The organism is Streptomyces sp. AF1A, assembly GCF_047340315.1.
In the GTDB taxonomy this organism is placed as follows: domain Bacteria; phylum Actinomycetota; class Actinomycetes; order Streptomycetales; family Streptomycetaceae; genus Streptomyces.
Window position 1 is genome coordinate 1 of the sequence record NZ_JBLEBI010000091.1, and the last position, 25,920, is coordinate 25,920.

The 25,920-nt window shown below is 70.9% G+C and carries 24 protein-coding genes; 9 read left to right on the forward strand and 15 right to left on the reverse strand.

All coding sequences use genetic code 11. The features are described from left to right. Together ACLU3S_RS22600 and ACLU3S_RS22605 are read left to right on the forward strand one after the other, a co-directional pair. The coding region (locus ACLU3S_RS22600) for a thioester reductase domain-containing protein (protein WP_413953746.1) at positions 1-1,866 on the forward strand (1,866 nt) is incomplete at its 5' end. After that, entirely contained in the window at positions 1,863-3,002 is a 1,140-nt protein-coding gene (locus ACLU3S_RS22605) for an alpha/beta hydrolase (RefSeq protein WP_413953747.1), read from the forward strand. The genes ACLU3S_RS22600 and ACLU3S_RS22605, both read left to right, overlap by 4 nt. 183 nt (positions 3,003-3,185) lie before the next feature. Here ACLU3S_RS22605 and murJ read toward each other — a convergent pair whose 3' ends face one another. From murJ to ACLU3S_RS22625, 4 genes are all read right to left on the reverse strand, one after another. After that, a complete protein-coding gene (murJ, locus tag ACLU3S_RS22610) occupies positions 3,186-4,874 on the reverse strand; it encodes a murein biosynthesis integral membrane protein MurJ (RefSeq protein ID WP_413953748.1) in 1,689 nt (562 codons plus the stop codon). A gap of 182 nt (positions 4,875-5,056) precedes the next feature. Beyond that, positions 5,057-5,416 carry a hypothetical protein gene (locus ACLU3S_RS22615; protein ID WP_413953749.1) on the reverse strand — a complete coding sequence of 120 codons (360 nt, stop codon included), beginning with the start codon at positions 5,414-5,416 and terminating at the stop codon, positions 5,057-5,059. A gap of 6 nt (positions 5,417-5,422) precedes the next feature. Next, positions 5,423-5,854, reverse strand: a complete 432-nt coding sequence (locus ACLU3S_RS22620) for a hypothetical protein (protein WP_413953750.1) — start codon at positions 5,852-5,854, stop codon at positions 5,423-5,425. Between the two features lie 114 nt (positions 5,855-5,968). Beyond that, positions 5,969-7,045 carry an endonuclease/exonuclease/phosphatase family protein gene (locus tag ACLU3S_RS22625; RefSeq protein WP_413953751.1) on the reverse strand — a complete coding sequence of 359 codons (1,077 nt, stop codon included), beginning with the start codon at positions 7,043-7,045 and terminating at the stop codon, positions 5,969-5,971. A 260-nt stretch (positions 7,046-7,305) separates the two neighbouring features. Here ACLU3S_RS22625 and ACLU3S_RS22630 point away from each other — a divergent pair, with 260 nt between their 5' ends. Next, a complete protein-coding gene (locus ACLU3S_RS22630; RefSeq protein WP_413953752.1) occupies positions 7,306-8,001 on the forward strand; it encodes a response regulator transcription factor in 696 nt (231 codons plus the stop codon). Continuing rightward, positions 7,994-9,103, forward strand: a complete 1,110-nt coding sequence (locus ACLU3S_RS22635) for a sensor histidine kinase (RefSeq protein WP_413953753.1) — start codon at positions 7,994-7,996, stop codon at positions 9,101-9,103. Before ACLU3S_RS22630 ends, ACLU3S_RS22635 begins: the two co-directional genes overlap by 8 nt. A gap of 379 nt (positions 9,104-9,482) precedes the next feature. On the opposite strand, the gene grpE is transcribed toward ACLU3S_RS22635, so the two are convergent. Together grpE and dnaK are read right to left on the reverse strand one after the other, a co-directional pair. After that, on the reverse strand, positions 9,483-10,025 hold the full coding sequence (grpE, locus tag ACLU3S_RS22640; protein WP_413953754.1) for a nucleotide exchange factor GrpE: 543 nt from the start codon (positions 10,023-10,025) through the stop codon (positions 9,483-9,485). A gap of 2 nt (positions 10,026-10,027) precedes the next feature. Next, positions 10,028-11,893: a molecular chaperone DnaK gene (dnaK, locus tag ACLU3S_RS22645; protein ID WP_413953755.1), complete on the reverse strand. Its 1,866-nt coding sequence runs from the start codon at positions 11,891-11,893 to the stop codon at positions 10,028-10,030. Positions 11,894-12,239: 346 nt separating this feature from the next. On the opposite strand from dnaK, the gene ACLU3S_RS22650 reads away from it, so the two are divergent. Then, entirely contained in the window at positions 12,240-12,611 is a 372-nt protein-coding gene (locus ACLU3S_RS22650) for a hypothetical protein (RefSeq protein ID WP_413953756.1), read from the forward strand. Positions 12,612-13,092: 481 nt separating this feature from the next. On the opposite strand, the gene ACLU3S_RS22655 is transcribed toward ACLU3S_RS22650, so the two are convergent. Continuing rightward, entirely contained in the window at positions 13,093-13,497 is a 405-nt protein-coding gene (locus ACLU3S_RS22655) for a hypothetical protein (RefSeq protein ID WP_413953757.1), read from the reverse strand. A 145-nt stretch (positions 13,498-13,642) separates the two neighbouring features. Here ACLU3S_RS22655 and ACLU3S_RS22660 point away from each other — a divergent pair, with 145 nt between their 5' ends. Further along, positions 13,643-14,476: a methyltransferase domain-containing protein gene (locus tag ACLU3S_RS22660; protein ID WP_413953758.1), complete on the forward strand. Its 834-nt coding sequence runs from the start codon at positions 13,643-13,645 to the stop codon at positions 14,474-14,476. 47 nt (positions 14,477-14,523) lie between these two features. Here the strand turns inward: ACLU3S_RS22660 and ACLU3S_RS22665 are convergent, their stop codons facing one another. The 4 genes from ACLU3S_RS22665 to ACLU3S_RS22680 all read right to left on the reverse strand — a co-directional run bounded on the left by ACLU3S_RS22665 (position 14,524) and on the right by ACLU3S_RS22680 (position 18,176). Beyond that, complete coding sequence (locus ACLU3S_RS22665; RefSeq protein ID WP_413953759.1) at positions 14,524-15,702, reverse strand: GDSL-type esterase/lipase family protein; 1,179 nt, start codon at positions 15,700-15,702, stop codon at positions 14,524-14,526. A gap of 84 nt (positions 15,703-15,786) precedes the next feature. Beyond that, on the reverse strand, positions 15,787-16,356 hold the full coding sequence (locus tag ACLU3S_RS22670) for a TetR/AcrR family transcriptional regulator (protein WP_413953760.1): 570 nt from the start codon (positions 16,354-16,356) through the stop codon (positions 15,787-15,789). A 110-nt stretch (positions 16,357-16,466) separates the two neighbouring features. Next, positions 16,467-17,288: an SCO6745 family protein gene (locus ACLU3S_RS22675; protein WP_413953761.1), complete on the reverse strand. Its 822-nt coding sequence runs from the start codon at positions 17,286-17,288 to the stop codon at positions 16,467-16,469. Between the two features lie 51 nt (positions 17,289-17,339). Further along, complete coding sequence (locus ACLU3S_RS22680) at positions 17,340-18,176, reverse strand: alpha/beta fold hydrolase (protein WP_413953762.1); 837 nt, start codon at positions 18,174-18,176, stop codon at positions 17,340-17,342. Positions 18,177-18,453: 277 nt separating this feature from the next. Between ACLU3S_RS22680 and ACLU3S_RS22685 the strand changes: the two genes are divergently transcribed. Both ACLU3S_RS22685 and ACLU3S_RS22690 read left to right on the forward strand, forming a co-directional pair. After that, a complete protein-coding gene (locus ACLU3S_RS22685; protein ID WP_413953763.1) occupies positions 18,454-20,874 on the forward strand; it encodes a SpoIIE family protein phosphatase in 2,421 nt (806 codons plus the stop codon). 109 nt (positions 20,875-20,983) lie between these two features. Next, positions 20,984-21,991, forward strand: coding sequence for an NADP-dependent oxidoreductase (locus tag ACLU3S_RS22690; protein ID WP_413953764.1), 1,008 nt, complete (start codon positions 20,984-20,986; stop codon positions 21,989-21,991). A gap of 181 nt (positions 21,992-22,172) precedes the next feature. Here the strand turns inward: ACLU3S_RS22690 and ACLU3S_RS22695 are convergent, their stop codons facing one another. Further along, positions 22,173-22,988 (reverse strand): family 1 encapsulin nanocompartment shell protein, encoded by an 816-nt coding sequence (locus ACLU3S_RS22695; RefSeq protein ID WP_413953765.1) that lies wholly within the window; start codon positions 22,986-22,988, stop codon positions 22,173-22,175. 4 nt (positions 22,989-22,992) lie between these two features. Next, entirely contained in the window at positions 22,993-23,976 is a 984-nt protein-coding gene (locus ACLU3S_RS22700; RefSeq protein ID WP_413953766.1) for a Dyp-type peroxidase, read from the reverse strand. Between the two features lie 390 nt (positions 23,977-24,366). Here ACLU3S_RS22700 and ACLU3S_RS22705 point away from each other — a divergent pair, with 390 nt between their 5' ends. Then, positions 24,367-24,531 carry a hypothetical protein gene (locus ACLU3S_RS22705; protein ID WP_413953767.1) on the forward strand — a complete coding sequence of 55 codons (165 nt, stop codon included), beginning with the start codon at positions 24,367-24,369 and terminating at the stop codon, positions 24,529-24,531. A 21-nt stretch (positions 24,532-24,552) separates the two neighbouring features. On the opposite strand, the gene ACLU3S_RS22710 is transcribed toward ACLU3S_RS22705, so the two are convergent. Both ACLU3S_RS22710 and ACLU3S_RS22715 read right to left on the reverse strand, forming a co-directional pair. After that, the gene (locus tag ACLU3S_RS22710; protein ID WP_413953768.1) at positions 24,553-24,927 is read right to left on the reverse strand and encodes a DUF488 domain-containing protein; all 375 of its coding nucleotides are present in this window, start codon (positions 24,925-24,927) and stop codon (positions 24,553-24,555) included. After that, positions 24,911-25,168, reverse strand: a complete 258-nt coding sequence (locus ACLU3S_RS22715; RefSeq protein ID WP_413953769.1) for a DUF2945 domain-containing protein — start codon at positions 25,166-25,168, stop codon at positions 24,911-24,913. The genes ACLU3S_RS22710 and ACLU3S_RS22715 overlap by 17 nt, the downstream gene beginning before the upstream one ends. Positions 25,169-25,920 lie beyond the last annotated feature (752 nt).

Sequence of the window (25,920 nt, forward strand, 5' to 3'; positions counted from 1 at the left end):
CCCCGCGCCCACGGCGGCGACGACCGGTATTCCAGGGCCCGGCGCGAGGACCTCGACCAGATCCTCGCCGACCTGGCCCTCGCCGACCGCCTGCCGTTCGCCGACCTGCCCGAGCCGCTGCCGCCCCGCCGGATCCTGCTGACCGGCGCCACCGGCTTCCTCGGCAGCCACATGCTGCTCGACCTGCTCCGGCACAGCGATGCGCATGTCTACTGCCTGGTCCGCGCGGCCGGCGAGACGGAGGCCGTCGCACGGCTCGGCGAGGCGCTCAAGAGTCACCGACTGCCCTGGTCGTCGGAGGTGAGGCGCCGGGTGACCGTGCTGCCCGGCGACATCCGGCGGCCGCGGCTCGGGCTCTCCGACGCACTGTGGCACACGCTGGCCCACGAACTGGACAGCGTCGTCGGCGTGGCCGCGGCCGTGGACTTCCTGCGCGGCTACCAGTCGCTGCGGGGGAGCAACGTCCTGGCCGCGCTCACCCTCGCCGAACTCGCGGCCACCGGCCGGCCCAAGCCGCTGCACCACATCTCCTCGATCGCCGTCTTCAACGAGGTCGGCATCACCTCCATGGGCGAGGACGACCCCCTCGCCCATGTCGACCGGCTCATCTCGGGCTACGACCAGTCGAAGTGGACCGCCGAGGTCGCCCTGCGCCGTGCCCGCGACCACGGCCTGGTCGTCACCGCGCTGCGCCCCGGCGGCATCGGCGGCCACACCAGGACCGGCGCCTACAACCCGCAGGACCTCAGCAGCGGCCTGATCTCGGCCTTCGGCCGCTTCCGCACCGTACCGGCCTTCCGCTACCTGAACGCGGCCCCGGTGGACTGGGTCAGCCGGGTCGCCGCCGCCGCGATCTGCGAGCCCGACGCCTGGGGGTACGACTACCACCTGACCGGTGTGCCCAACACCCTCGACGACGTCGTGCGCGACATGGCCCTCGGAGGCATGCACGTGCGCGTCCAGGACTGGGACGAGTGGCGCACCGACACCCTGGCCCGGCTCGCCGCCGACCCCGTGCCCGAACTGGCCTTCCTCACACGGGTGCTGCAGAGCCCCACCGCTCTCAAGCTGTGCGAGGCGACCCTGAAGGGCCCGGCGGCCGAGGGCGCCCGCACCGCCGCGCTGGTCGAGGCGCTGGGGCTGCCGCCCGCGGCCCGCTACGACGCACGGGCGCAGCTGAGGACCTTCGAGCGGCTCGCCGAGGACGGGCTCGCCCGGCTGCCGCACAGGGACGACCAGCCCTACCTGTGGTTCTGCGAGACGACACAGGGCAGCGTGGGACCGGTCGGCGCCCCCGCCGACAGCCCCTGCTCGATGGCGCTCACCCTCTCCATCGCGAGCATGTACCAGCTGGTGAAGGAGCGCCGGGTGGACGTGACCGGCGAGGTCGTCTGCACCGCCGCGCATCCCGAGCCGCTGACCGTCGAGCGCGGCGACCTGTGGGTCCGCCCCGAGGAAGGGATCCCGCAGCAGCACGGGCTCAGCCACCAACTCCTGTGCTACCGGCTGCGGTTGCACGACGCCGACGGCGGCCGCTGGTGGCTGGAGGGCCACAAGTACGCCCGGGCCCGCCGCGACCTGTGGCGGCAGACCCGCGCGCTGACCGTGCGGATCGGCCGCGAGGGCGAACCGGCGAGCCTGGCGGGCGAGGTCGTGGTGCCCGCTGACACCTACGTCCGCGACCAGATCGACGGCATCAAGGTCGACCCGCGCCTGACCAGCCAGGAGCAGCGGGCCGCCAAACTGACCTGGCTCGCCTGGTTCGGCCTGGAGATGGGCCGCGGCCTGCTCGGCCCCTTCGCCCGCGCCGCCGCGGACCTGCTGGACCTGCGCCGCACCCCGACCCTCACGGAGCACCACCGATGATCTTCAGGACGACCGCCTCCCGTGCCACCGGACCGGCGCCGCGGCGGGTCAGGACCACCGCGGCCCTGCGCCCGCTCCACCACCGCCTCGACCCGGCCCGCGTCGAGGAGATCCCCTTCCGGGCGGACGACGGCCTCCGCCTCGGCCTGACCCGCATCGACACCGGCGCCACGGACCGCCCCGCCGTGCTGCTCCTGCACGGACACACCGCGTCCGCCGACATGTTCCTGCTGCCGGAGACCCGCAACCTGGTCGACGTCCTCCTCGACGAGGGCTACGAGCCCTGGCTGCTGGACTGGCGGGGCAGCTGTCGGCTGCCGTACAACGAGACCGGCCAGAGGTACACCTACGACGACGTGGCCCTGTACGACATCCCCGCGGCCGTCGCCCGCGTCCGTGAACGCGTCGGGGACCGCCCGCTGTTCGTCGTCGCCCACTGCATCGGCTCGCTCGCGCTGTCCCTGAGCATGGCGGCAGGCCTGGTGCCGGGCCTCGCGGGCGTGGTGTCCCAGGGAGTGTTCCTGACGCCCAAGCTCGCCGGCCGCACCTCGCTGCGGATGTCGCTGGCGGGGGAGCTGCTCAGGACGCGGATCGACCACATCCCGGTCGACTTCCGCACGGTGGGCCTGTGGTCGAAGTACACGCCGCTGTTCGCACTGGCGTCGCGGAAGGCGAGCTGCCCGGATCCGACCTGCCAGATCCTGCACAACTCCGCGTGGGGCACCGGCGCCTCGCTCTTCGTGCACGAGAACCTCTCCGAGACCACCCACGCCCGACTCGCCGACCTCCTCGGCCCCGCGCCGCTGTGGATCCTGCCCCACCTGCGCCGCATCGAACTGGCCCGCAGCGTGGTCCGCTGGCACGACACCGACCGCCGCTACAGCGCCCTGCCCCCCAACGCGCTGGACGCGGCCGACCGCATCGACGCCCCCGTCCTGCTCCTCGCGGGCAGCGAGAACGGCCTCTGGCTGGACTCCCAGCGCCTCTGCCACGACGTCCTCGCCCACCGCCGGCCCCAGCTGGACGTGACCTACACCGAGATCCCCGGCTACGGCCACCTGGACACGTTCCTCGGCCGCGGGGCCGCCCTGGACGTCTTCGGCCACATCCTCGACTTCCTCGGCGAACGACGGTGACAACCGGCCGGTCGGCCCACCCCGGAGTCCACGACCCGACGGCCGACCGGCACCGCTGGGACCACCAGCGGCACCATGTCTCATCCAACCGCCTCCGCCCTCCAGCGGATCCGTCGAGCCGCCGGGAGCTGGAAAGCCCGGCTCAACTCGCCGCCGACGCACACAGCTTGCTCGAAAGCCGCTTCACCGCAGACCGGGTATACGCCGGAGCTCGCTGACCTTCATCAGACGGGTGAGCACCACATAGGAAGCGGCAAGCGTCAGCGTTCCCGAGGCAAGGGCGACGGCGGTGGGCCACGAACCGGTTCCCAGGAAGGAACGGCACACGTGTGCGGCGGTCCAGCTCAGCACAGCAGCGAGGCCGGCGGCGCTCACCAGTTTCGTATAGGTGCGGCGAAGCGCTCCGCTGTCCAGGCGTCCGCCGACCCGCTTGCGCAGCAACCGCGCCGTGAGGACCAGTCCGGCCAGATACGACAAGGTGTAGGCCCCGGCCATGCCGGTCACGGCCCAGCGTGCGGGCAGCAGCAGGTGGCACGACGTGGCCAGGGCGATGTTGACCGTCGCGATCCACACCGCCATGAAGAAGGGCGTGCGGGTGTCCTCGAAGGCGTAGAAGCCCCGCAACAGGAGGTACTGAGCCGAGAAGGGGATCAGCCCGAGGCCGAACGCCTGCAGCATGTGCCCGAGCGGCTGCGCCGAGGCGGCGTTGGCGGCCCCGTGGGCGAAGAGCAGCACAGAGATCTGCGGTCCCAGCGCGACGAAGAAGAAGGCCGCGGGCACGATGACGATGCCGCTGACGCGCAAGGCACGCGAGAGGTCTGCCCGAAGGTCAGGTATGCGGCCCTCCGCGACCGCCTTGCTCATGCGCGGCAGCAGCGCGGTGACCAGAGAGACGGTGACGATGGACTGCGGCAGCATCCAGATCGTCTGCGCGTAGGTGTAGGCGGTGTAGCCCGCGCCCGCGTTCGGCAGTTCCTGGTCGGCGGCGTTCGCGAAGTTGGTGATCACCGTGAGGGCGACCTGGTTGGCCAGGACGAACAGCAAGGTCCACTTCGCGGCGTGGATGCCTGTGCCAAGGCCGGTACCGCGCCAGTCGAAACGGGGTCGGAAGCGGAAGCCGGCGGCCCGCGCGAACGGGATCAGAGCAAGGGCCTGGACGCCGATGCCGACGGTCGTGCCGACGCCCAGCAACCTGACCTGGGCGCTGGTGATGTCCTCGACGCGGTGGGCGGAGGTCATCAGACCCAGGTAGGCGCCGAACATGCCGATCAGGACGACATTGTTCAAGACCGGGGTCCACATCATGGCCCCGAACTTCTCCCGGGCATTCAGAACCTGGCCGTAGATGCTGAACAGGCCGTAGAAGAAGATCTGAGGCAGCAGGAAGCGGGCGAAGGTCACGGTCAGCTCGAAAGCATGGTGTCTGCTGGGCGTGTCCCGCATGTAGAGACCGACGATCTGCGGTGACGCGCAGACCGCCAGCGCCGTGCCGGCACCGAGTACACACACCACGAGGGTCACCAAACGCTGCTCGTACGCGCGCCCTCCGTCGGGATGCGTAGCGCGCGCTCGAACCAGTTGAGGCACGAGAACGGCGTTGAGCGCACCGCCGATCAGGAGCGTGTACAGACTGGTCGGCACCGTGTTGGCCGTGTTGTACGTACTGGCCAGCAGACCTGTGCCCAGCGCGGAGGCCTGCAACACTTGACGGATGAGTCCCGTCGCCCGGGACACCACGGTGCCCAGCGCCATCAGCAGGGATGAGCGCGCCAGCCCTCCCTGCTCAACCTTCTTCCGCCGGGCGGCACGCCGCCCCCGTCCTCGCCGCCCCGACGACACTGACTGCGCGGTGATCTCCGCCCCCTTGACCATGCACCCAACTTACGTGCTCAAGATTCACAGGGACTGATGACGTGGCTCTTTTCTCGCCGCCCGTGTGCGCGTTGAGGCCGGGCAGCTCACCGGTTTCACTCATCCTTGGCGATGCCGAGCCCGGTGCATCGCGTCGCGGCACGGCCGGCCGCGCTGGGGACGGCGCTGACGGCAAGGCTCGGTCAGTTGCCTTCCGCGTAGTTCATGAACCAGTGGGTGTCGTAATAGCGGGCCATGGTGAACGGGTGGTGGGGGTCGACGAGGATGCGGCAGACGAACTCCGCGGTCCGGCAGTCGAAGGACAGGTCCTTGTTGTCGAAGGACCGGACCACGACGGGCCAGCGGTCGGGGTCGTCTCCGTCGGCCTTCCAGCAGTACAGGTCCTCGTGCTCGGTGCCCGCCCAGATGAGCAGGCCGTCCTCCCGGCGACTCGTCCACGGCTCCTGGTTCAGGTCCAGATATCCGTCGAAGGCTCCCTTGCCGAACGTTTCGACCATGCGCTTGTAATCGGTCGGCAGGGCCGTGCCCAGGCGCGACTCCACCTGTGCTCAGTCCACGTCCGGCCGCTGGGCGGGCTGTGCCCAGCCGGTGATCTGTCTGAGCCGCTCCATCCAGTCGACGCCCTCCTCGGGAGCGACCGCCACGGGCTCGGGCACTTCCCTGTGCGCCACCACCAGCACGGGCCGCTCGATTCCCTCGACGTCCCGTGCCGTACCCGTGCCGACCCACTGGTCCCCGTGGGCCCACGCCCGTATCGTCACGGCCCGGTCCTCGAAGGGGGCGAGGAGGGCCGCGCCCTTGGACTCGTCGACCGCCGGATCCGTGAAGCCGTGGAGGACGAGGGTGCGCCGGGCGCCGTACCTGCCGCCGAGCAGATCGGTCAGGGCATGCGGGTCCAGATCCCCGGGCAGATACATGTAGCCGTCCCCCGGGCCGAGTAGGGCCAGCAGTTCGCTGAGTGCCGCTTGCGTGAGCTCCATGACGGACAGTGAAGCGCACCGCACTGACAATGCCCTCTTCGACGGCGAGCCGCGGGCAGGTCGTGCAACGGAGTTCAGCCGAGGGGGCGCTGCCGAGCGGCGCCGTGCACGCCTTCACCAGGCGATGTCGGCCGCCACCGGCAGGTGGTCGCTGCCCGTGGCCGGGAGCACCCGGGAGCTCTCCGGCTTCACGCCGCGGGTCAGGATCTGGTCGATGCGCGCCACCGGGAACCTCGCCGGCCAGGTGAAGCCGAAGCCGTTCCCGGCCACGTCCTGGGCCGAGCGCAGCTGCGAGGTGATGCCGGCGAACGCCCGGTCGTCCATGGTGCCGTTCAGGTCGCCGAGCAGCACCACCCGCTCGTTCCGCTCGGCGGCGACGGCCCTGCCGAGCACCTGCGCGCCATTGTCCCGCGAGCCCGTCCAGAAGCCTCCTCGGGGCATCACGCGTACGGACCCCAGGTGGGCCACGTACACCGCCAGCGGTCCCCGCTCGGTGGCCACCGCGGTCCGCAGCGCCCGGTTGGAGGGCATCTTGGTGTCGACCGGCTTGGTGTCCGCCAGCGGCCCGTAGTCCACGATGTCGATCGGCCGGGTGTCCGACAGCGGCAGCTTGCTCCACAGCCCGACCGTGCCCTGCACCGTGTGATAGGGGTACGTCTTCGCCAGCCTCTTCTCGTACGTGCCCAGGGCCTGCGGGGTCAGCTCCACCAGGGCCAGCAGGTCCGCCCCGGAGGCGGCCAGGTCCCGAGCGGTGCGGGCCGGGTCGGGGTTGTCGGCGCCGACGTTCTGCTCGGCCACGGTGAGGTCACCGCCCGGGTGCGACTTGTCGACGAGCAGCCCGCCGAAGAGGGTCAGCCACGCCGTGACCGGCAGCAGCAGCGCGGCCACCGCGGAGGCGGAGCGGCGCCACAGCGCCCCGGCCAGCAGCACGGGGACGAACAGGCCGAACCACGGCAGGAAGGTCTCCACCAGGCTGCCGAGGTTCCCGATCCGGTTCGGGATCTCTGCGTGAAGGAGCAGGACCAGGCCGAGCAGCAGCGCCAGGGCCGCGAGCACCCGGCCGCGCTTCCAGGGGCCCGGCCGCAAGGCCGCGCGTGCCACCCCGTGGATGCGTCTGCGCCAGGTGCCGGAGCCGGCGTCCCGGCGGCCGGCGCCACGCCGCCCGGTCTCCGCCGTGTCCACCTGCGTCATCGTCCGTCCCCCCTCACTGCGGGTCACTGCCGAAGCCCCGGGTCCCGGGCGGGGCCGGCGCACATGCGCGGGCAACCCCCGGCGATCCCTTCGGGACGCTGTGCGTTCTGCGAGGCATCGTTGCGGGTGGATGTGGCACAGGCCGTGCCTGGCGATGGTGCGGGACGGTGCATGCCGCCAGTCAAGGCCGCGTGGTGTTGCCGGCACGTATGAGTTTTTCGATACGCCGACGATATGTGCCCGCTTGTAGCATCAAGTGCATGCGTGTGCTGATTGTCGAGGACGAACCCTTCATGGCGGAAGCCATCCGGGACGGCCTGCGCCTGGAGGCGATCGCGGCCGACATCGCGGGGGACGGCGACACCGCGCTGGACCTGCTGGGCATCAACACCTACGACATCGCCGTCCTCGACCGCGACGTACCCGGACCCTCCGGTGACGAGATCGCCAAGCGCATCGTCGCCTCCGGAAGCGGCATGCCGATCCTCATGCTCACCGCGGCCGACACCCTGGTCGACAAGGCCTCTGGGTTCGGGCTCGGCGCCGACGACTATCTCACCAAACCCTTCGAGCTCCAGGAACTCGCGCTCAGGCTGAGGGCACTGGACCGCAGACGCGCCCACAACAGGCCGCCCGTGCGAGAGATCGCGGGCCTGCGGCTGGATCCGTTCCGCCGGGAGGTCTACCGCGACGGCCGCTACGTCGCGCTGACCAGGAAGCAGTTCGCGGTGCTCGACGTCCTGGTCGCCGCCGAAGGCGGAGTCGTCAGCGCCGAGGAACTTCTGGAACGCGCGTGGGACGCGAACGCCGACCCCTTCACCAACGCGGTGCGCATCACCGTGTCGGCACTGCGCAAGCGTCTCGGCGAGCCCTGGCTCATCGCCACCGTGCCGGGCGCCGGCTACCGCATCGACACGCGATCGGAGGCCGGACACGGGGGAGGAGGCCATGGATAGGGCCCCTGGTCCGAGTGTTCGCCTCAAGCTCACCCTCAGCTACGCCGGATTCCTCATGCTCGCCGGTGCCCTGCTGCTCGCGGCGGTGTGGGTGTTCCTCCTGCGCTACGTCCCCGAGCGCGCGCTCATCGTCCCCACGGGCACGACCACGCATGGTGTCTTCCCCGTCCGGTCCAGCCTCCTGCACGTTTTCGCTCCAAGGGCCGCCGCGGTGCTGGCGTTCCTGCTGGTGTTCGGCCTCGTGGGAGGGTGGGTCCTCGCCGGCCGGATGCTCGCCCCGCTGACCCGGATCACCGGCGCCACACGCATGGCCACGCACGGATCGCTCTCTCACCGGATCCGGCTCCCGGGCCGCAAGGACGAGTTCCGCGAACTCGCCGACGCCTTCGACGCGATGCTCGCGGCGCTCGAAGCACACGTCGCCGAACAGCGGAGATTCGCGGCCAACGCCTCGCACGAACTGCGCACACCGCTGGCGATCTCGAAGGCGATGCTCGACGTGGCCCGCACCGATCCGAACCGCGTCGACGGCGAGCTCATCGGACGGCTGCACGCCGTCAACACGCGAGCGATCGACCTCACCGAGGCACTGCTCCTGGTCAGCCGCGCCGAACAGCGGTCCTTCACCCGCGAACGTGTCGACCTGTCCCTCATGGCGGAAGAAGCCACCGAAACGCTCCTGCCGCTGGCCGAGAAACACGGCGTCACCATCGAGACCGGCGGCGACGTCGCCCCCGCGAGCGGCTCGCAGGCGCTGCTGCTGCAGCTGACCACGAATCTCGTGCACAACGCGATCGTCCACAACCTCCCGGAACAGGGCACCGTGTGGGTCACCACCGCAGTGCGCCCCAGGAGTGTGGTGCTGACCGTCGAGAACACCGGCGAGAAGCTCACCCCGCAGCTGGTCGCCACGCTCACCGAACCGTTCCGGCGCGGCACCGAGCGCATTCGCACCGACCACGCGGGCGTCGGCCTCGGCCTGGCGATCGTCAGGACCATCACGCACGCACACGACGGAACCCTCACCCTCACCCCGCGCGCCGCCGGCGGGCTGCGCATCACCGTGGAACTTCCGGCGATGCGGACATCCGAGCACGTCTAGCGTGCCGGCGGTGCGGCCGCGTCTCCCGGCTCGGCGGCTGGGAAGGACCTCGCCGACGCCTCGTACACGTGCGGCGTGGCATTCAGGAGCACCCCGCACTACTGCTTCGTGTGAGCGAAGGACGTCGAGGGCGATGCAGGACGGCGTCGCCCTCCTCGGTGTGCCTGCCGGCTGAACCCCCTTTCCCGCGCTGCCCGTTGCCGGGCAGCAACCGACGGGGCGCGCGCAGGCCCTCGGGCGCTCTGCCGGCGCCGGTGGAACGCCGCAGGGGTGTTCGGCCCGGGCGCGGGTGTCCGGGGAGGAAAGGCCGTCGCCGGGCGGGAGCCGGAGCATGCAGCGGTGGGGGCCGCCGGGCATGCGGTCAGCTTCGCCCGGTCGGTCAGCCTCGCCCGGTCAACGAAGGTCCGGGCGTCTGCGGAGGGGACGGGCACGAGTGCCGGGCGCTGCCCAGCGGGTTCCTCGCGGGGGGAGCCGGTCCGGTGACCTCCACGGCGGCCGGGCGCAGCAGGTTGTCGCCGAGGCGGTAGCCGGGACGCAGGACCGCCGAGCAGACCAGGCGGTCCGCATCGGGGGAGACGTGGTGCGTCAGGGCGTCGTGACAGGCGGGATCGAACGGGTCGCCCACCTCACCGAACGACGTGACGCCCAGCGAGCCGAGCCGCTCCCGCAGAGTGTCGGCGATGTCCTTCAGGCCCGGGGTCAGCGGCTCGTGCGCGCACGCCCGGTCGACGGCGTCCACGACCGGCAACAGCGCCCGCAGGACGTTGGCCGCGGCGATCTGCCGCACGGCCAGGCGGTCCCGCCGGACCCGCTTGCGGTAGTTGTCGTACTCGGCCTTCACCCGCTGCAGGTCGGCGGTCCGCTCCTCCACCAGCTGCCGCAACTGTTCCAACTCGGTGCTCTGCGGACCGCTCCAGGTCATCGTCAGCCCGCCTCCGGCTTGTCGTCGTCGACGATCTCGGCGTCCACCACCTCGTCCTCGGGCGACGCGCCGGCCGTGGCGTCGCCCGCGTACGATCCGGCCCCGGCCTGCTGCTCGGCGCGCGACCTCTCGTACAGGGCCGTGCCGATCTTCTGCGCGGCCTGCGCGGTACGGTCGATCGCCTGCCGGATCGCGGCGGTGTCCTCGCCCTTCAGCTTCTCCTTCAGGTCGGCCAGCGCCGTCTCCGTCTCGCTCCTCGCGTCGGCCGGGATCCTGTCCGCGTTGTCCTTGAGGAGCTTCTCGGTGGAGTAGACGAGCTGCTCGCCCTGGTTGCGGGTCTCCGCGGCCTCGCGCCGACGGCGGTCCTCCTCGGCGTGCTGCTCCGCCTCCCGGACCATGCGTTCGATGTCGTCCTTGGGCAGGGCCGAGCCGCCCGTCACGGTCATCTTCTGCTCCCTGCCGGTGCCGAGATCCTTCGCGGAGACATGCATGATGCCGTTGGCGTCGATGTCGAAGGCCACCTCGATCTGCGGCACTCCGCGCGGGGCCGGCGGCAGACCGGTCAGCTCGAACATGCCGAGCTTCTTGTTGTACGCCGCGATCTCGCGCTCACCCTGGTAGACCTGGATCTGCACCGCCGGCTGGTTGTCGTCCGCGGTGGTGAAGATCTCCGAACGGCGGGTGGGGATCGTCGTGTTGCGCTCGATCAGCTTGGTCATGATGCCGCCCTTGGTCTCGATGCCGAGGGACAGCGGGGTGACGTCGAGCAGCAGGACGTCCTTGACCTCGCCCTTGAGGACACCGGCCTGCAGCGAGGCGCCGACCGCGACGACCTCGTCCGGGTTCACGCCCTTGTGCGGATCCTTGCCGGTCAGTTCCTTCACCAGCTCGGTCACGGCCGGCATCCGCGTCGAGCCGCCGACCAGGACCACGTGGTCGATGTCGGAGACCTTGATCCCGGCATCCTTGATCGCGTTGTGGAACGGCGCCTTGCAGCGCTCCAGCAGATCGGCGGTCAGCTGCTGGAACTGGGCGCGGGTCAGCTTCTCGTCCAGGTGCAGCGGGCCCTCGGCGGAGGCGGTGATGTAGGGCAGGTTGATGGTGGTCTCCGAGGAGCTGGACAGCTCGACCTTCGCCTTCTCCGCCGCCTCGCGCAGCCGCTGGACGGCCATCTTGTCCTTCGACAGGTCGACGCCGTAGTGGTTCTTGAACTGCGTGACCAGGTGGTCGACGATCCGCTGGTCCCAGTCGTCGCCCCCGAGGTGGGTGTCGCCGTTGGTGGCCTTCACCTCGATGACGCCCTCGCCCATCTCCAGCAGCGACACGTCGAAGGTGCCGCCGCCGAGGTCGAAGACGAGCACGGTCTGGTCGTTCTCCTTGTCCAGCCCGTAGGCCAGCGCCGCCGCCGTCGGCTCGTTGATGATGCGCAGGACGTTCAGCCCGGCGATCTCACCGGCCTCCTTGGTCGCCTGCCGCTGGGTGTCGTCGAAGTACGCGGGCACGGTGATCACCGCGTCGGTGACGTCCTCACCGAGGTACGCCTCGGCGTCCCGCTTCAGCTTCTGCAGCACACGCGCGGAGATCTCCTGCGGGGTGTACCGCTTGCCGTCGATGTCGCCGTGCTCCGGGAACCGCCACGCGTGGTCGCCCATGTATCGCTTCACGGAGCGCGCGGTGCGCTCCACGTTCGTCACGGCCTGCCGCTTGGCCACCTCGCCGACGAGCACCTCGCCGTTCTTGGCGAACGCGACGACCGAGGGCGTCGTGCGTGCACCCTCCGTGTTCGTGATGACCGTGGGCTCGCCGCCCTCGAGGACTGAGACCACCGAGTTCGTCGTACCCAGGTCGATACCGACCGAACGCGCCATCTGCTTCTCCCTCCTCGCTCGCGCTCGCTCATGCTGTGCTCGCGTGCTGTGCTCGGCGAGGTGATCATCTCGGGCGTCGCCGAGGGCTCCACGCCCAGCACCGCGTACAGATCGGCCCGCTGCTGCCGTGCCTGCATCCCGGCACCCCCTCACCCACCGCGAGCTGCGGGTTCACCGTTAATTGCCTACAGTCCTGAAATAAAACTTGAGTCTGCGGTTGTCAAGCTTTACGTGGGGCAGGTATAGGGATTGTCGAAGGCGTTCCGGGCCCCGGCAGCCCGGAGTCGTGCGCCGTCCTCGCAGCACTCAGGACCACTCTCGCCCACCGGACAGGAGGTGCCGTGCAGTGATCACTGAACTTGCCGTCGAGCGTGTCGAGTTCACCTGTGGCTCGTGCTGGCACAGCTGGAGCGTCGACTACGACGTGCAGCGCTACCGGGACGACGACGGGGACGAATGGGAGTACTTCTACCGCGACAACACGGCGGTCGCCTCCCCGTACACCCCGCAAGGCGCTCCGCCCTGCCCGCACTGCGGCCGGCGCTGGGTCGGGCGCCTCGTGGCCCGTCGCCCCGTGCCCCTGCCCGGCGACACCGAAGCGCCGCGCAGCCGCGTCCCGACGGAACGCGTCCACCGCCCCGAGCGGCACACCGCGCCCCTGCTGCGGGCCGCCGACCACGCCCAGCCGCCCTCGCGAGCCGATCGGCCGCTCACGTAGACGTCCTGATCGACCTGGCCGGCCCGAAGCGTGCGCGCGGGCCGGCCGTCGTATGCGTCCCGCCCCCGTGCGGCGCAGGCGATCACTTGGGGCGTTTGCACCCCTGGCGCGGGGTTGCAGCCGAAAGTGTGAGCTGGGGCATTGCCGCCCGGCGCGGGCTGCCCGCACGATGGGGCGAACGACCGGCGTCAGGGAAAGCAGCTCATCATGGGTGATCACGTGCATGTGCGACTCAGCCAGGGGCTGAGCGTGTCGGAGGACGGGAAACTGCTCGAGCACTCGCGCTGTCGGTGCGGTGCCACCTTCACCAGGGTGTTCGATGCCGACGGCGAGGAGCCTCAGTCCCCGGGCCGGTCCTGACCCGTGCCACCGCCCACGGGCAACGGTGTCCCCGTCGGGTGATCTTGGCGTGGGGCGGCCCAGCCGCGAGCGGTGGCCGATCACGTCGCCGTTCGGGGATCACCGGGTCCCCGTCACGGTCCTACGCCGCCTTCCGCCCAGCTCCCTCACGGTCACTCCCGCGATCGGTGCGCTGCCGCAGCAGGGCCGCGAGTGCGTGCGGATCGCGGACGGACAGTGCGAGGCGGGCGTACGGGCTCTTCCAGGGGTGGCAGTCGACGACCAGCGCGGGCGCGCCTTGCCACAGTGCGACGAAGTCGCGGCCCTTGGCGTGCACCAGCTCGCCGGCGCACCACCGCCCCGCACGGAAGCGGTAGTGGCGACCCGGCATGCCGATCCGCACCGCACGCCACCACGAGGGCTCCACCCGCACGTCCGCCACACAGTCAAGGGGCAGCCTCAGCGTCCGACGCCGTGCGGCCATGGCCAGGGTCCACGGCAGGCGGACGACGAGCTGATCGTCGTCGACCCACGCTCGCACCAGCACGGAAACCACCTCCCGTCGTGAGCGGCCTCCTGTCGAGAAAACACTCCACTCCTAGATATGTATCTCGCCGGCTCCATGAGGGATTCGCCCTGTGGGGTGCCGGCCCAGATGCGCAGTTCCGCCGTCACGGGACTATGGTCACCGGATGGCCGAGACTGCTGAGAAGTTCAACACCGCCATGGCCGGCTGGCAGGAGTGGCAGGACGCCCCCTGGGGCCGCTTGCGCTACGTGATCGCCGAGGCGAACCTGGCCCGTCATCTCGCGGATCTGCCCGCCGGCCCCCTGCGCATCCTCGATGTCGCCGGCGGCAACGGCGCGGACGCCGTGCGTCTGGCCGCTCGCGGACACCACGTCACGATCGTCGACCACGCCCACGCCATGCTCGACGCAGCCGGCGAACGAGCGCAGGCGGAGGGGCTGGCGGACCGGATCACCTGCGTCCAGGCCGGCGTGGACCGTCTGCCCGCCGAGGTCACCTCCACGCAGTTCGACGTGGTGCTCTGCCACAACCTCATCCAGTACACGGACGACGCCCGCCAGACGCTCGCCGCCGCCCTGGCACCTCTCCGGCCCGGCGGCCTGCTCTCCGTGATCTCGGCCAACAGGCACTCGGCGTCCTTGACCGCCGCCATCCGGGAGATGGACCTGGCCGCCGCGCTCGCCGCACTCGACACCGATCGCGGGCGGACCCGGATGTTCGACGCGCAGCTCAGACTCCGCACGGCCGAGGAGATCCAGCCGATGCTGGAGGAGCTGGGGTGCCGGGACGTGCACCATTACGGCATCCGCAGCGTGTGCGACTACATCACCGACGACGCGCGCAAGCACGACCCGAAGTTCTACGCGGATCTCGAACGCCTGGAGCTCGCCGTGACGGCCCGGCATCCCCACAAGCACACCGCTCGCTTCTTCCAGCTGATTGCCCGCACGTGCCGGACCGCGACCGCCTGTCGTGCGGTGCGGCGCGGCGGCTCCTGACTCGTGAGCGGCGGGCACTCGCCCATCGGAGCCGACCGTGATCCACGTCAGCCGGTGGTGGCCGTGAAAGGGCCGCCCGCGCCGAATGCGAGCCGCCCGAAGTTCTCGGCGATGCGGCGGTGGCCTGCCGGATCGGGGTGGACCTCGTCGGGCAGGGGGAGCTCCGCGTAGTCGCTCTCGCCGTACAGCTCACGGCCGTCGAGGTAGTGCAGGTTCGGGTCGTCGGCCGCCCGCTGCTCGACGATCCGGGCGAGTTCGTCGCGGATGACCTTCAGCGTCAGGCGCCCGGCGGCGCGATCGGTCGGATCACCGGTGGCCTTGAACCGCAGCGTTGTGCCGTCGAAGTCGGGCGCGAGGGGGCCGGGGGTGTCCTCCTGGACGGGGCACAGGAGAGGGGAGACGACCAGGAGAGGCGCGGTCGGATGCCCTTCGCGGACGGTGTCGAGGAAGCCGTGGACCGCGGGGGTGAAGGCACGCAGCCGCATCACGTCGGCATTGACGATGTTGATGCCGACCTTGACGCTGATCAGGTCGGCGGGGCTGTCGCGCATCGCCCGGGCGGTGAACGGGTCCAGGAGCGCACTGCCGCCGAATCCCAGGTTCACCAACTCCACTGCGCCCCGGGCTGCCGCCAGGGCCGGCCAGATCTCGGTCGGACGGGCGGCGTTCGAGCCGTGGCTGATGGAACTTCCGTGGTGCAGCCACACCCTGCGCCCGTTGGCCGGTGCCTGCTCGACGGGGGCGTCGGTGCGCAGGGCGATCAGTTCGGTGATCTCCGTGTGCGGAAGCCAGATCTCGACGTCCTTGTCACCCGGCGGCAGACCGGCGAACCGGGCGGTGCCCGCGGGGCCTTCCGTCAGCTCCGAGGACTGGGTGACCAGGTCGGTGATCGTGCGGACGTTGCCGCCTGCCACCGTGGCCCGGGCGGCGAGACGGCCGTCGATCAGCAGGTCGTACACGCCGGGCGCCGGGGGAGGGAAACCCCGGTAGACCCGCTTGGTGGGCAGCGTGTCCAGTTCGATGGTGGTGGCCCGCGTGCGGAAGACGAGCCGCACGCCCGAGGGCTGCGCCTCGGCCACGGCCAGTTGGTCGTCCGGGATCTGCCGGCGCGCCCGGGCGGGCAGTCGATGCGGGAGCAGGCCGTGCGCGGTCCTTTCCGCATCGAGGTGACCGCGCATCATGTCCGCGGTGACAGGGGTGTTGATCAAGTGGTTCTCGGTGGTCATGGCCTCGGTCAGTCTGTTGATCAGTTGATGGTGCATGTGCGTCGGGCGCGGCGGACCGCCTGCGGTGGCGCGCGCCGCTGCCGGTCAGGACGCGGCCCGGTTGCGCAGCAGAGCGTCGAGGGAATCCACGATCCAGGCCCACGATTCCTGCGCGTCGGGCTTGCTGTGCTCGAACCCTCCGGCCAGCTCGAGGCTGACGTAGCCGTGGAAGATGCTGCCGAGCATCCGGACGGCGTGTGTCTGGTCCGGCTCCGTCAGGTCGTAGCCGCGCAGGATCGCCCGCGTCATCTGCGCGTGGCGCACCCCGGCGCTGGCGGCCGCCGTCTCGGGGTCGAGCCGGAGCCGTGCGGCGGCGTAGCGACCGGGGTGTTCCCGGGCGTAGTCGCGGTAGGCGTCCGCGAAGGCGGCCAGGGCGTCCTTGCCCGCACGTCCGGCCAGGGCGTCGGCGACCCGGTCGGCGAGTTCCTCCAGGGCGAACAGGGCGATCCTGGTCCTGAGTTCCTGCGAGTTCTTCAGGTGTGAGTACAGGCTGGCGACCTTGACGCCGAACCGCCGGGCGAGGGCCGAGACGGTCACCTGGTCGAAGCCGACCTCGTCGGCCAGTTCCGCCCCAGCCCGGGTCAGGCGCTCCGGGGTCAGGCCTACTCGAACCATAATCATCATCCTCCGTGGCGACAACCATAACCTACTTGCCTAAAACATTTAGGCAAGGTCGCATGTGAAGGCACGGTTCGAGCAGCGTGTGTCCCCGCGCGGAAGGCCGGTCAGCCGATTTTGAGCAGGCCCGCCTCGATCACCGCGTGACCGAAGGGCCTGGCGAGTTCGGCGAGACGCTCACAGCCGGCGTCGCCCAGGACGGCGTAGGCGGGAAGAGCCAGGCGGTCGGTGCGGTCCTCGATGTGCCGACGCAGGGCGATGCCTTCCGGGCTGAGGGAGTCGCCGTCGAGGAGACCACGCTCGCGCAGGCGTTCCTGGGTTCCGGCCCACTCCTCCTCGGGCCATGCGCGGCTCACCTTGAGAAAGTCGACCGGAACCTCACCGGTGGCGGCGTGCAGAACCAGCGCTTCCAAGCCCCCGACGCCCTCGCTCAGCAAGCAGGCGACATGGCCGTCCCCCCGGAACTCCCGGAGCAGCGTCTGGGCGTGCCACAACCGCAGCACCGGCTCCTGCGGCCAGGGCAGCGCGGCGTGCGCGGCGAACAGCGGGCGTCCCTGGGCATGGTCGCAGGCCGCCTCGGCGGCCCGGCGGGTCAGCGCCAGGACCTCCGTGAGGTCGGGCAGCTCGTGGATCCCCGCGCGCCGCAGGGCCTCACCCGCCGCGGCGTACCGCGCGTCCAGCACCTGCTGCGGCGTCGTCGCGTCCCAGGCGCCGTCGACGGCCTGCCGGACGAAGGCGGGGTTGAAGTTGTAGAAGGTCGAGATCACCAACTCGGCGGGCGCTCGGCCGAACGCGGCGCTCCGGGAGGCGAAATACCCGGCGCGTCCGCCCAGTCCGAGCTCCGCGTACCGGCGCCGGGCTTCAGGAGCGAAATAGATCATGCCGTGCACGGGCTCGAGCCGGCGCCAGGCCGCGCGTGCTGCCTTCATGGGGGGTGACCTCTTCGATGAGTCGGCGGACGGGGTGTGTGCTGCGATTTCCTACGCGCCGTGCGCTCGCAGCTGGTCGAGCAGCAGGCGGTTCAGCGCTTCGGGCGCCTCCTCGGGGATCCAGTGGCTGACGCCCTGGAGGGTCTCGAACCGGTACGGCCCGCTGACCCACCGCCCGGTCTCCTGTGCCGGCGTCGCGCCGAACGCCCTGTCCCCCGTGCTCCAGACGTACAGCGTGGGCACGTCGACGGTGCCGATCGAGCCGTCGGGGCGGCCCGCGCGGTACCAGTTCAGCGCCGCGGTGAGAGCGCCTGGCTCGGACAGGTGCCGCACATAGGCCTCGACGCTCTCCCGCGGGACCTTTCCCGCGTACAGGGCGCGCAGTTCCCGGGCGTCGTGGGCCAGCATGCGCTCTTCGGTCGCGGGCGTCTCCCGCCAGTCGATCATGTAGAGGGAGCGCTTGCGCTGGTCCTCGTCGGTGCGCAGGGCCGCGGCCAGAGCGCCGGGATGAGGTGTCGAGACGACCGTCAGGGTGCGCACGCGGCCGGGATGGGCGTCCGCGGTCCACCAGGCCACCGCGCCGCCCCAGTCGTGGCCGACCACATCGAACGTCGCCCAGCCGAGTTCCTCGGTGATCGCGACCACATCGTCGACGAGACGGCTGATGCGATAGTCCTCGGGTCGCCGGGGGCGGGCGCGGGGGGAGTATCCGCGCTGGTCGGGTGCCACCACCCGGTAGCCGTGCGCGGCCAGCGCCGCGATCTGCCGTTGCCACGCCAGACGCGTCTGCGGGAAGCCGTGCAGCAACAGCACGGGGCGGCCCTCGGGTGGACCCGCTACGGTGGCGTCGAAGACGCCCCCGGCAGTGGAGATGCTCAGCTCGGTCACCCTCGGCCTCCTCATACCGACTGGTCGGTAGCCTTCAGGTTCGAGGGCGGGCTGTCAAGGGCGTCATGCGCGCAGAGGGCAGTGGAACCGATGAGCTCCCGGGGGCCGGCCCGGACGCCCCGGCCACCGTCGGGTTCGGCGGGCCCCGGCGGCACGCGAGCCGAGCGCACCTTCACCAGGCCCGGCCGTCACCGGGTTTCAATGGGGTGGCACGGCGTCAGCGGCTCAGCGTGCACGGGAAGAACCCCGAAGCGGTGTCCAGCGGTGGAGAAGGCGGATGACGGAGCTCAGCGAAGGCCACGACGATCCGTTCGGCCTGCACCTCGCCGCCTTGGCAGTGCTCGACGACCGGGGAGTGGTGGTCGGATGGAACCGGCGGGCGCAGGAACTGCTGGGCCATTCCGGCACGGCCGTGATCGGTCGTCGGGCCTGCGAGGTCCTCGTCGACCCTCGCGAACTGCCGGCCGTCCGGGAGGCCGCGGCGAAGTGCAGGAGGGCGGGCGGCTGGTCCGGCGTGCTGAAGGTGCGGCACCACGACGGGCGGCTCGTGGAGATGGGGATCAGGGCCCATGCCGTGCCACGCCACGACCGGGTGACCGAGTGGATGCTCGCCGGCGCACCCGCGGCCGACGTCCTGGAGTGGCAACGGGACCGCGCGGTTCTCGACGGCCTGTTCCGCCGGTGCCCGATCGGCCTGGTCGTCCACGGCACCGATCTGAGGCTGCTGCGGGTCAACCGGGCCATCGAACGTTTCAGCGGCGTTCCGGCGGCGGACTTCCAGGGGCTGCCCACCGGCTGTTTCCTCCTCCCGGACGACGCGCGCAAGGCCGTGGAGCGGGTGCGCAAGGTGATGGAGACCGGAAGGCCGCTGGTCTACTCCGAGCAGTTCGCCCGCCTGCAGTGGGATCCGACACGCGAGCGGGTCGTCATGGTCTCGTCCTTCCCGATGGAGGATCCTTCCGGCCGCATCCTGGGCGTGGCCGAGATGATCGAGGACATCACCGAACGCCATCGGGCCCAGCGTCGGCTCGCGCTCCTCGACCAGGCCGGCAGCCGTATCGGAACCACCCTCGACGTGGCGGAGACCGCCCGGGAGCTCGCCGAGGTGATGGTGCCCCACCTCGCCGACCATGCGTCGGTGGACCTGCTGCGGCCGGTGACGCGCGGTGAGGAGCCCACGCGTGCCCTGGCGGGGGCCGTGGTGCGCCTGGGAGCCAGCAGCGTCGGTGCCCAGCAGGCCGGGCCGCCCCACCCCCACGGCGACCCCGTCGAGTTCGGCAGCGACACGCCCCAGGCCAGGTGCCTGGCCGAAGGGCGGCCCGTCCTGGAACCGGTTCTCCCACCGGACTGGTTCTCCCGGTCGGGACACCAGGGGGCCCACGCCCCGGACCTGGGCGTGCACTCGCTGATCGCGGTGCCTCTTGTCGCGCGCGGCCTGGTCCTGGGCGTGATGACGCTGTGGCGTTCGCGCCGCCCGGATCCCTTCGAGGCGGACGATCTCACCCTGGCCCAGGAACTCGCATCGCGCGCCGCCGTCGCCATCGACAACGCCCGGCGCTTCACACAGCAGCAGCAGACCGCGTTCGCCCTGCAGAGCAGCCTTCTGCCCCGGGCCGTCGCCGACCAGTCGGCCGTCGAGGTGGCCCTGCGGTACCTGCCGGCCAGCGCGGCCCCGGGTCTGGGCGGCGACTGGTTCGACGTCATCCCCCTGTCCGGTGCCCGCGTCGCCCTCGTCGTCGGCGACGTCGTGGGCCGCGGCATCCACGCCGCCGCGACCATGGGCCGGCTGCGTACCGCCGTACACACGCTGGCCAGTCTGGACCTGGAACCCGACGAGGTCCTCTCGCGCCTGGACGACCTGGTCAACCTGCTGGCGGCCGAGCAGGAAGCGGCCGGCGAACGGCCCGTGGACGAGCGGGTCGTTGGGGCCACCTGCCTGTACGCCGTGTACGACCCGGTCTCCGGGTGCTGCTCCCTCGCCCGGGCCGGTCACCCGCTGCCGGTGGTGACCACGCCGGACGGACAGGCGGCCCCGCTCGACCTGCCGGCCGGTCCACCACTCGGCCTGGGCGGCCTGCCGTTCGAGTCCAGGGAGATCGATCTGGCCGAGGGCAGCCTGCTGTGCCTGTACACCAACGGAATCATCGGCGAGCGCCACATGGATGCCGACACCGCCCTGGCCAGGCTGTGCGCGGCGCTCACCCGGCCCGCGGACGCCCTGGAGCGGACGTGCCAGGCGGTGGTCGACTCGCTCGTGCCCGAGCGGCCCAGCGACGACGTCGCCCTGCTGATCGCCCGCACCCGGACGCTGCCCGCGGACGACGTCGCCTCCTGGCGTCTGCCACCGGAGCCCGCCAGCGCGGCGCGGGCCCGGGAACTGACCGCGGCCACGCTGTCCGAATGGGGCCTGGACCACCTGGCGTTCACGACCGAGCTGATCGCCAGCGAACTGATCACCAACGTCTACCGGTACGCCGGCGGCCCGGCGACCCTCCGGCTGATCCGTGAGCGGAGCCTGGTGTGCGAGGTCAGCGACACCAGCCACACCGCACCGCATCTGCGCCGCGCCCGTACGACCGACGAGGGCGGGCGCGGGCTGTTCCTGGTGGCGCAGCTGACCGAACGCTGGGGCACCCGCTACACCCGCGAAGGCAAGACGGTGTGGACCGAACAACCGCTGACGGGCACGCTGACCTGACCGTTCCGGAGCTCGGCGAGCGCAGCGCCCGAGTGTGGCGAGCATCACGCACCGCTCCGTACCTACTGGTCGGTATCCTGCGGCGAAGTCGCCAACCACAGGAGGAGCGATGTCTGCGACCAACCGCCAGATCCGTCTGGCAGCCCGTCCCGTGGGCGAGGTCAAGCCCGAGGACTGGGAGCACCGTTCGGAGCCCGTCGGCGAGCCGGGCCCGGGCCGGTTCGCGGGCCGGACGCTCGCCATCTCCCTGGACCCGGCGATGCGGGGCTGGCTGGACGACCGCCCCTCCTACCTGCCGCCGGTGGGCATCGGCGAGGTGATGCGCGCCGGATCCGTCATCGAGGTCACCGCGTCCCACCACCCCGGGTTCCGGCCGGGCGACCATGTGGTCGGCGTGTTCGGCGTCCAGGAGTACGCGATCTCCGACGGCCGAGGCGCCATGAAGATCGACACCACCCTCGCCCCGCCGTCCACGTATCTCGGCGCGCTGGGCATGCCCGGCATGACCGCCTACTTCGGCCTGCTGGACGTGGGTGCGCTGCGGGACGGCGAGACCGTCGTGGTCTCGGGGGCAGCCGGGGCGGTCGGCAGCATCGCCGGTCAGATCGCGAAGGCCAAGGGCTGCCGGGTCGTCGGCATCGCCGGAGGGCCGGAGAAGTGCGCCATGCTCGTCGACGAACTGGGATTCGACGCGGCGATCGACTACCGCGCGGAGGACGTCAGGAAGGCGCTGCGCCGCCAGGCCCCCGATGGCATCGACGTCTACTTCGACAACGTCGGCGGGGACATCCTCGACGCGGCCCTGACACAGCTGGCCATGCGCGCGCGTGTCGTGGTGTGCGGTGCGATCAGCCAGTACAACAACACCACGCCGGTCAAGGGCCCCTCCAACTACCTCTCGCTGCTGGTGCGCCGCGCCCGCATGGAGGGCTTCGTCGTCTTCGACTACGCCAAGCGCTACGCGCAGGCGGCACAGGAGATCTCCGCCTGGATCCGGGCCGGCCGCATCAAGGTCAAGGAGCACGTGGTGAGGGGGAGCGTGGACGACTTCCCCGAGACGTTCCGGATGCTCTTCCGCGGTGAGAACGTCGGCAAGCTCGTCCTGGAGCTGGCATGACCGCCGTGGAGACCCGACGGGCGAGCCCACCAGAGCCACGGAGCGGAGCCGTCGGCGCCGGGTGAGCGGGCCACCGCCGGCCCGGTCCGGTACCGGCTGGGCCCGACCCGCGGGGCGACCGGCCGGACCGTGCACGAGCCGCTCGCCCCCGCCGGACCCCCGAGCCGAGAACGAGCTGCGCTCAGGAGGTGAGTGCGACCACGGCCTCGTCGGTGTACACCAGGAACGTCAGCGTCTGCCGGAAGTACAGCTCGATCCCGTTCGCGTCGTGCGCGGTGTAGCCGATCGCGAGATCCTCGCCCAGACGCAGCTCGAAGTCCCCGCCCCGGGTGGAGAGCAGGAAGGCGCCGTCGAGCGCGGGCGCCCAGATCGGCGGCCCGTCCAGCAGTCGGCGCAGATGCTCCACGATGGGATACCCGTGATCGGACGTCTCGCTCACCGCGGTGTAGGCATCGGCCCCCAGCAGCAGCGCGTACGGGCCGGCCACGCCGGCCAGCCGCAGCGTCGTCAGGGCCCGGCTGACCGCGTCCGGGTAGGCGCGCGGCTCCGCCGGCAGGGCGATCACCGGGTGGGAGGTGCGTCCGCGCAGTCCGTCGACACCCGCCGCCGCGTAACCCCCGAAGACGGCTCTGTCCTCGGCGAACGCCATGGTGCGCGCCGCGTCCTTCACGGGCTGCCAGTCGGAGTCGTGCGCGCCGCGCTCCACGTCGTCCACCGCGTCCCGGCCGACCCTGAACGGCACCCGCAGCTCGACCAGCGGCTGCACCTGGCGCAGCCGCGCGGTGACACCCGGCGCGGGAGGGGCGATGCCGGTGAGGTGGCCGGTGCCCACCGCCGCCAGCGCGGGTCCGTCGGGCCCCGTCACGTCCACGACACGACGGCCCGCCAGATGGCGCCGGAAGGTGCGGCGGGCCTCGTCCTCGATCTGCTCCCACGCCGCAGGGGTGATCGGGGCGAGGTCGCGGTGCAGGTTGCTGCTCTCGCTGGGCGTGGACATGGGATCAGGCTCCTTTGAGGCTGCCGATACCCAGCGAACCCTCCGCCACGCGGGGGCTCACGGGCGGGCCGGGCGGATCGTCGAGGAAGTCCGCGGTCGGCACGTGGAAGAGGGAGCCGGTGACCGCGGTGGAGAAGTCCAGGATCCGGTCGTGGACGTTCGGGCGGTCGCCGAGGAACATGTTGCGCAGCATGTGCTCGATCACCTCGGGCGTGCGGGCGTAGCCGATGAAGTACGTGCCGAACTCCCCGTCCCCGACCCGGCCGAACGGCATGTTGTCCCGCACGATCTTGCGCTCGTTGCCGTCCTCGTCGGTGACCGTGTTGAGGGCGACATGGGAGTCGGCGGGTTTGACGTCGTCGGGCAGTTCCACGTTGTTCAGCTTGGTCCGGCCGATGACCCTCTCCTGTTCCTCGGTCGGCAGTGCCTTCCAGGCGGTGAGGTCGTGCAGGTACTTCTGGACGATGACGTAGCTGCCGCCGGCGAATTCCGGGTCCTCGTCGCCGACGAAGACCGCGTCGTCGGCGAGCCGGCCCTCGGGGTTCTCGGTGCCGTCGACGAAGCCGAGGAGGTCGCGTTCGTCGAAGGACTTGAAACCGTGCACCTCGTCGGCCACGGTGGCCGCTCCACGCAGCCGTTCGGCGATCAGCTGGGCCAGCTCGAAGCACAGGTCCATGCGGCGGGCCCGCAGATGAAGCAGCAGATCGCCCGGGGTGGACGGCGCGTGGTGGCGGGTGCCCGTCAGCGGCACGAAGGGGTGCAGGTCGCGCGGGCGCGGGCCGGCGAACAGCCGGTCCCAGGCGGTGGACCCGATCCCGGCGACGCACGTGAGGTCGGCGTCCGGAGAGCGGAACCCCACCGACCGCCGCAATCCCGCCAGGTCCGGCAGCAGGTCACGCACGACCCCCTCGCATCCGGACGCGATGGTGAAGACGAGGAACACGGCGGATTTCGCCGGCGGGGCGATCACGGACTGCGAATCGACCACAGGGCCTGCCTCTCTCCTGGCCGAAAAACGAGGACTCCGGGTGCGCAATAGGGGCGGGCATGAGCTTCGTCCGGCCATGAACCGTCGCACGGGCCTCCGGCCGGAGGCCCGATCAATGCGAGACAATTGTCCGAAACAATTGTCATCGTGCGCGGCGTGGGGTGCGAGTCGGACCGGAGGACGGCGCGGCTTCTCGGAGTGACGCCGGATGACCGCACCGTGCTGTCGTGGCGTTTCCGGAGCGATTGCGCGTCACGCCGAACGGCCACCGGTGTTTCGATTCTCGCAGGTGGACATGGAGCGCGCCGCTGCCGGTGGGCGGGACGGCGCCGACCAGCCGTCCGGACCACAAGAGTGGCGGGCCCGGCCCGGAGCGCGTGAGCTGGAGACGTGAGCGACGACGAGAACATCTCCGCGTGGACCGAACGGCTGCTGCGGGAGGCGCCCTCACTGCCTCCCGAGCAGGCCCGGCGCTTCGTCCACGAGCTGTATTTCGCCGCCCAGCGGGCGCTCGACGAGGAGGTCTGGCAGGCCGACTTCGAACGCGACGAGTGACGCCGTACGAGGAAGGCGCGGTCAGGCGTGCTGCCCCACGCTGTGGTTCAGCCAGTCGGCGAGGACGGCGGCTTCGCTGTGGTCGACGTCCTTGGTCGCCGTGAGGAGCGTGACCTTGCCGTGCGCCGCCAAGTCGTGCAGGAGCTCGACGGCCGGCCGGTGATCGGGGTCGTTCAACTCGGCCGTGTAACGGCGCCGGAACTCGTCGAAGAGCCCGGGGTCGTGGTGATACCAGTGCCGCAACTCGGTCGATGGCGCGACATCCCGCAGCCACTCGTCCAGATGGGCTTTCTCCTTGCTCACGCCCCGCGGCCACAACCGGTCGACGAGCACCCGCGTGCCGTCCTGTGGCGAGGGGTCCTCGTAAATCCTGCGGTATTCAACCACTCCTGCCATGGCAGCCCCTTCGTCCGTACGCCTGGCAAGCCTGGATTTTCGTCAGCGCCCCGCCCTTGTGCATCGCGATGTGCTCCGTCCTGTCGCTCTTGATCTCGTATTGCGGGTCGTTTTCCGTGCAGTGACGGACGCGTCCTTTGAACTCCACATCGCGGGTGTGTTTCCTGATGATGACGCCCTCGACGTATCCGGCTTCGGAATTCCATCGCACATGGTCGCCGACAGCGAATTGCTTCGTCATCGCGCTCCTTTTGACCGATGCCCTCCCCGTCTCACAGGGGCAGAGGGACACGACGAGCGGCATCGCGAGCATCCGGTCCCTTCATGCTCCCATGCGGCCGCAGCCCCGGCCACCGTGCTTCTGGCCGAAACGGACAGAGCACGGACGCCGGCACGACTGGGCTGTCCCGCGTCAGGACCGCACCTCGCGCGCACGGGGTCGGTCGATCGCCTGTGCAGATGTGAAGATCCATCTCCCGGACGGGCCCGGAGCGGGACCCGGCCGCCGGTGCCGGAGCGGCTCGGAACCGGCGGTTCCGACGGCCCGGAGCAACTCTGTCACCACAGCTCACAGAGGACGCGTCCGTCTCAGAGGCACCCACAGGCGGTCATCGGTGCATGGACCCGGCTCCAAATCTTGAGCACCAATTCCACACATCACCCTCTTCAGACGGGCGCCGATGGTCTAGATTGACCGTGCTTCACATGCTGGGACACGCAGCGACAAATGATGATCTAGGGGTCCGGCGATACGGACGGCCGGTGGCCGCGTCTCTGGCGCCGGACGTGGGGGTGATCGGTTCGTGGAGTCCGAGGGGGCTTCGGGCGCGGGGAGCGCCCGAGGATTTCGACGGGTTCCCATACGCCGCGAAGATGTGGCAAAACATACAAGTCCCCTGCAGCGAGGGCGGGTTGTCCAAGAAGCGCTGCAGTAGCGGGGACGTGATGCGCGGGAGGCGGGGGCCTTCCGTGGGGAGGAACAGCGCGGTGCGG

What these genes read in the sequence shown, in the direction of transcription:
- ACLU3S_RS22605 (WP_413953747.1), top strand. Translation starts at nt 1,863, where the DNA reads ATGATCTTCAGGACGACCGCCTCCCGTGCCACCGGACCGGCGCCGCGG.
- murJ (WP_413953748.1), bottom strand. Translation starts at nt 4,874, where the DNA reads ATGGTCAAGGGGGCGGAGATCACCGCGCAGTCAGTGTCGTCGGGGCGG.
- ACLU3S_RS22620 (WP_413953750.1), bottom strand. Translation starts at nt 5,854, where the DNA reads ATGGAGCTCACGCAAGCGGCACTCAGCGAACTGCTGGCCCTACTCGGC.
- ACLU3S_RS22625 (WP_413953751.1), bottom strand. Translation starts at nt 7,045, where the DNA reads ATGACGCAGGTGGACACGGCGGAGACCGGGCGGCGTGGCGCCGGCCGC.
- ACLU3S_RS22630 (WP_413953752.1), top strand. Translation starts at nt 7,306, where the DNA reads ATGCGTGTGCTGATTGTCGAGGACGAACCCTTCATGGCGGAAGCCATC.
- ACLU3S_RS22635 (WP_413953753.1), top strand. Translation starts at nt 7,994, where the DNA reads ATGGATAGGGCCCCTGGTCCGAGTGTTCGCCTCAAGCTCACCCTCAGC.
- grpE (WP_413953754.1), bottom strand. Translation starts at nt 10,025, where the DNA reads ATGACCTGGAGCGGTCCGCAGAGCACCGAGTTGGAACAGTTGCGGCAG.
- dnaK (WP_413953755.1), bottom strand. Translation starts at nt 11,893, where the DNA reads ATGGCGCGTTCGGTCGGTATCGACCTGGGTACGACGAACTCGGTGGTC.
- ACLU3S_RS22660 (WP_413953758.1), top strand. Translation starts at nt 13,643, where the DNA reads ATGGCCGAGACTGCTGAGAAGTTCAACACCGCCATGGCCGGCTGGCAG.
- ACLU3S_RS22665 (WP_413953759.1), bottom strand. Translation starts at nt 15,702, where the DNA reads ATGACCACCGAGAACCACTTGATCAACACCCCTGTCACCGCGGACATG.
- ACLU3S_RS22670 (WP_413953760.1), bottom strand. Translation starts at nt 16,356, where the DNA reads ATGGTTCGAGTAGGCCTGACCCCGGAGCGCCTGACCCGGGCTGGGGCG.
- ACLU3S_RS22675 (WP_413953761.1), bottom strand. Translation starts at nt 17,288, where the DNA reads ATGAAGGCAGCACGCGCGGCCTGGCGCCGGCTCGAGCCCGTGCACGGC.
- ACLU3S_RS22685 (WP_413953763.1), top strand. Translation starts at nt 18,454, where the DNA reads ATGACGGAGCTCAGCGAAGGCCACGACGATCCGTTCGGCCTGCACCTC.
- ACLU3S_RS22690 (WP_413953764.1), top strand. Translation starts at nt 20,984, where the DNA reads ATGTCTGCGACCAACCGCCAGATCCGTCTGGCAGCCCGTCCCGTGGGC.
- ACLU3S_RS22695 (WP_413953765.1), bottom strand. Translation starts at nt 22,988, where the DNA reads ATGTCCACGCCCAGCGAGAGCAGCAACCTGCACCGCGACCTCGCCCCG.
- ACLU3S_RS22710 (WP_413953768.1), bottom strand. Translation starts at nt 24,927, where the DNA reads ATGGCAGGAGTGGTTGAATACCGCAGGATTTACGAGGACCCCTCGCCA.
- ACLU3S_RS22715 (WP_413953769.1), bottom strand. Translation starts at nt 25,168, where the DNA reads ATGACGAAGCAATTCGCTGTCGGCGACCATGTGCGATGGAATTCCGAA.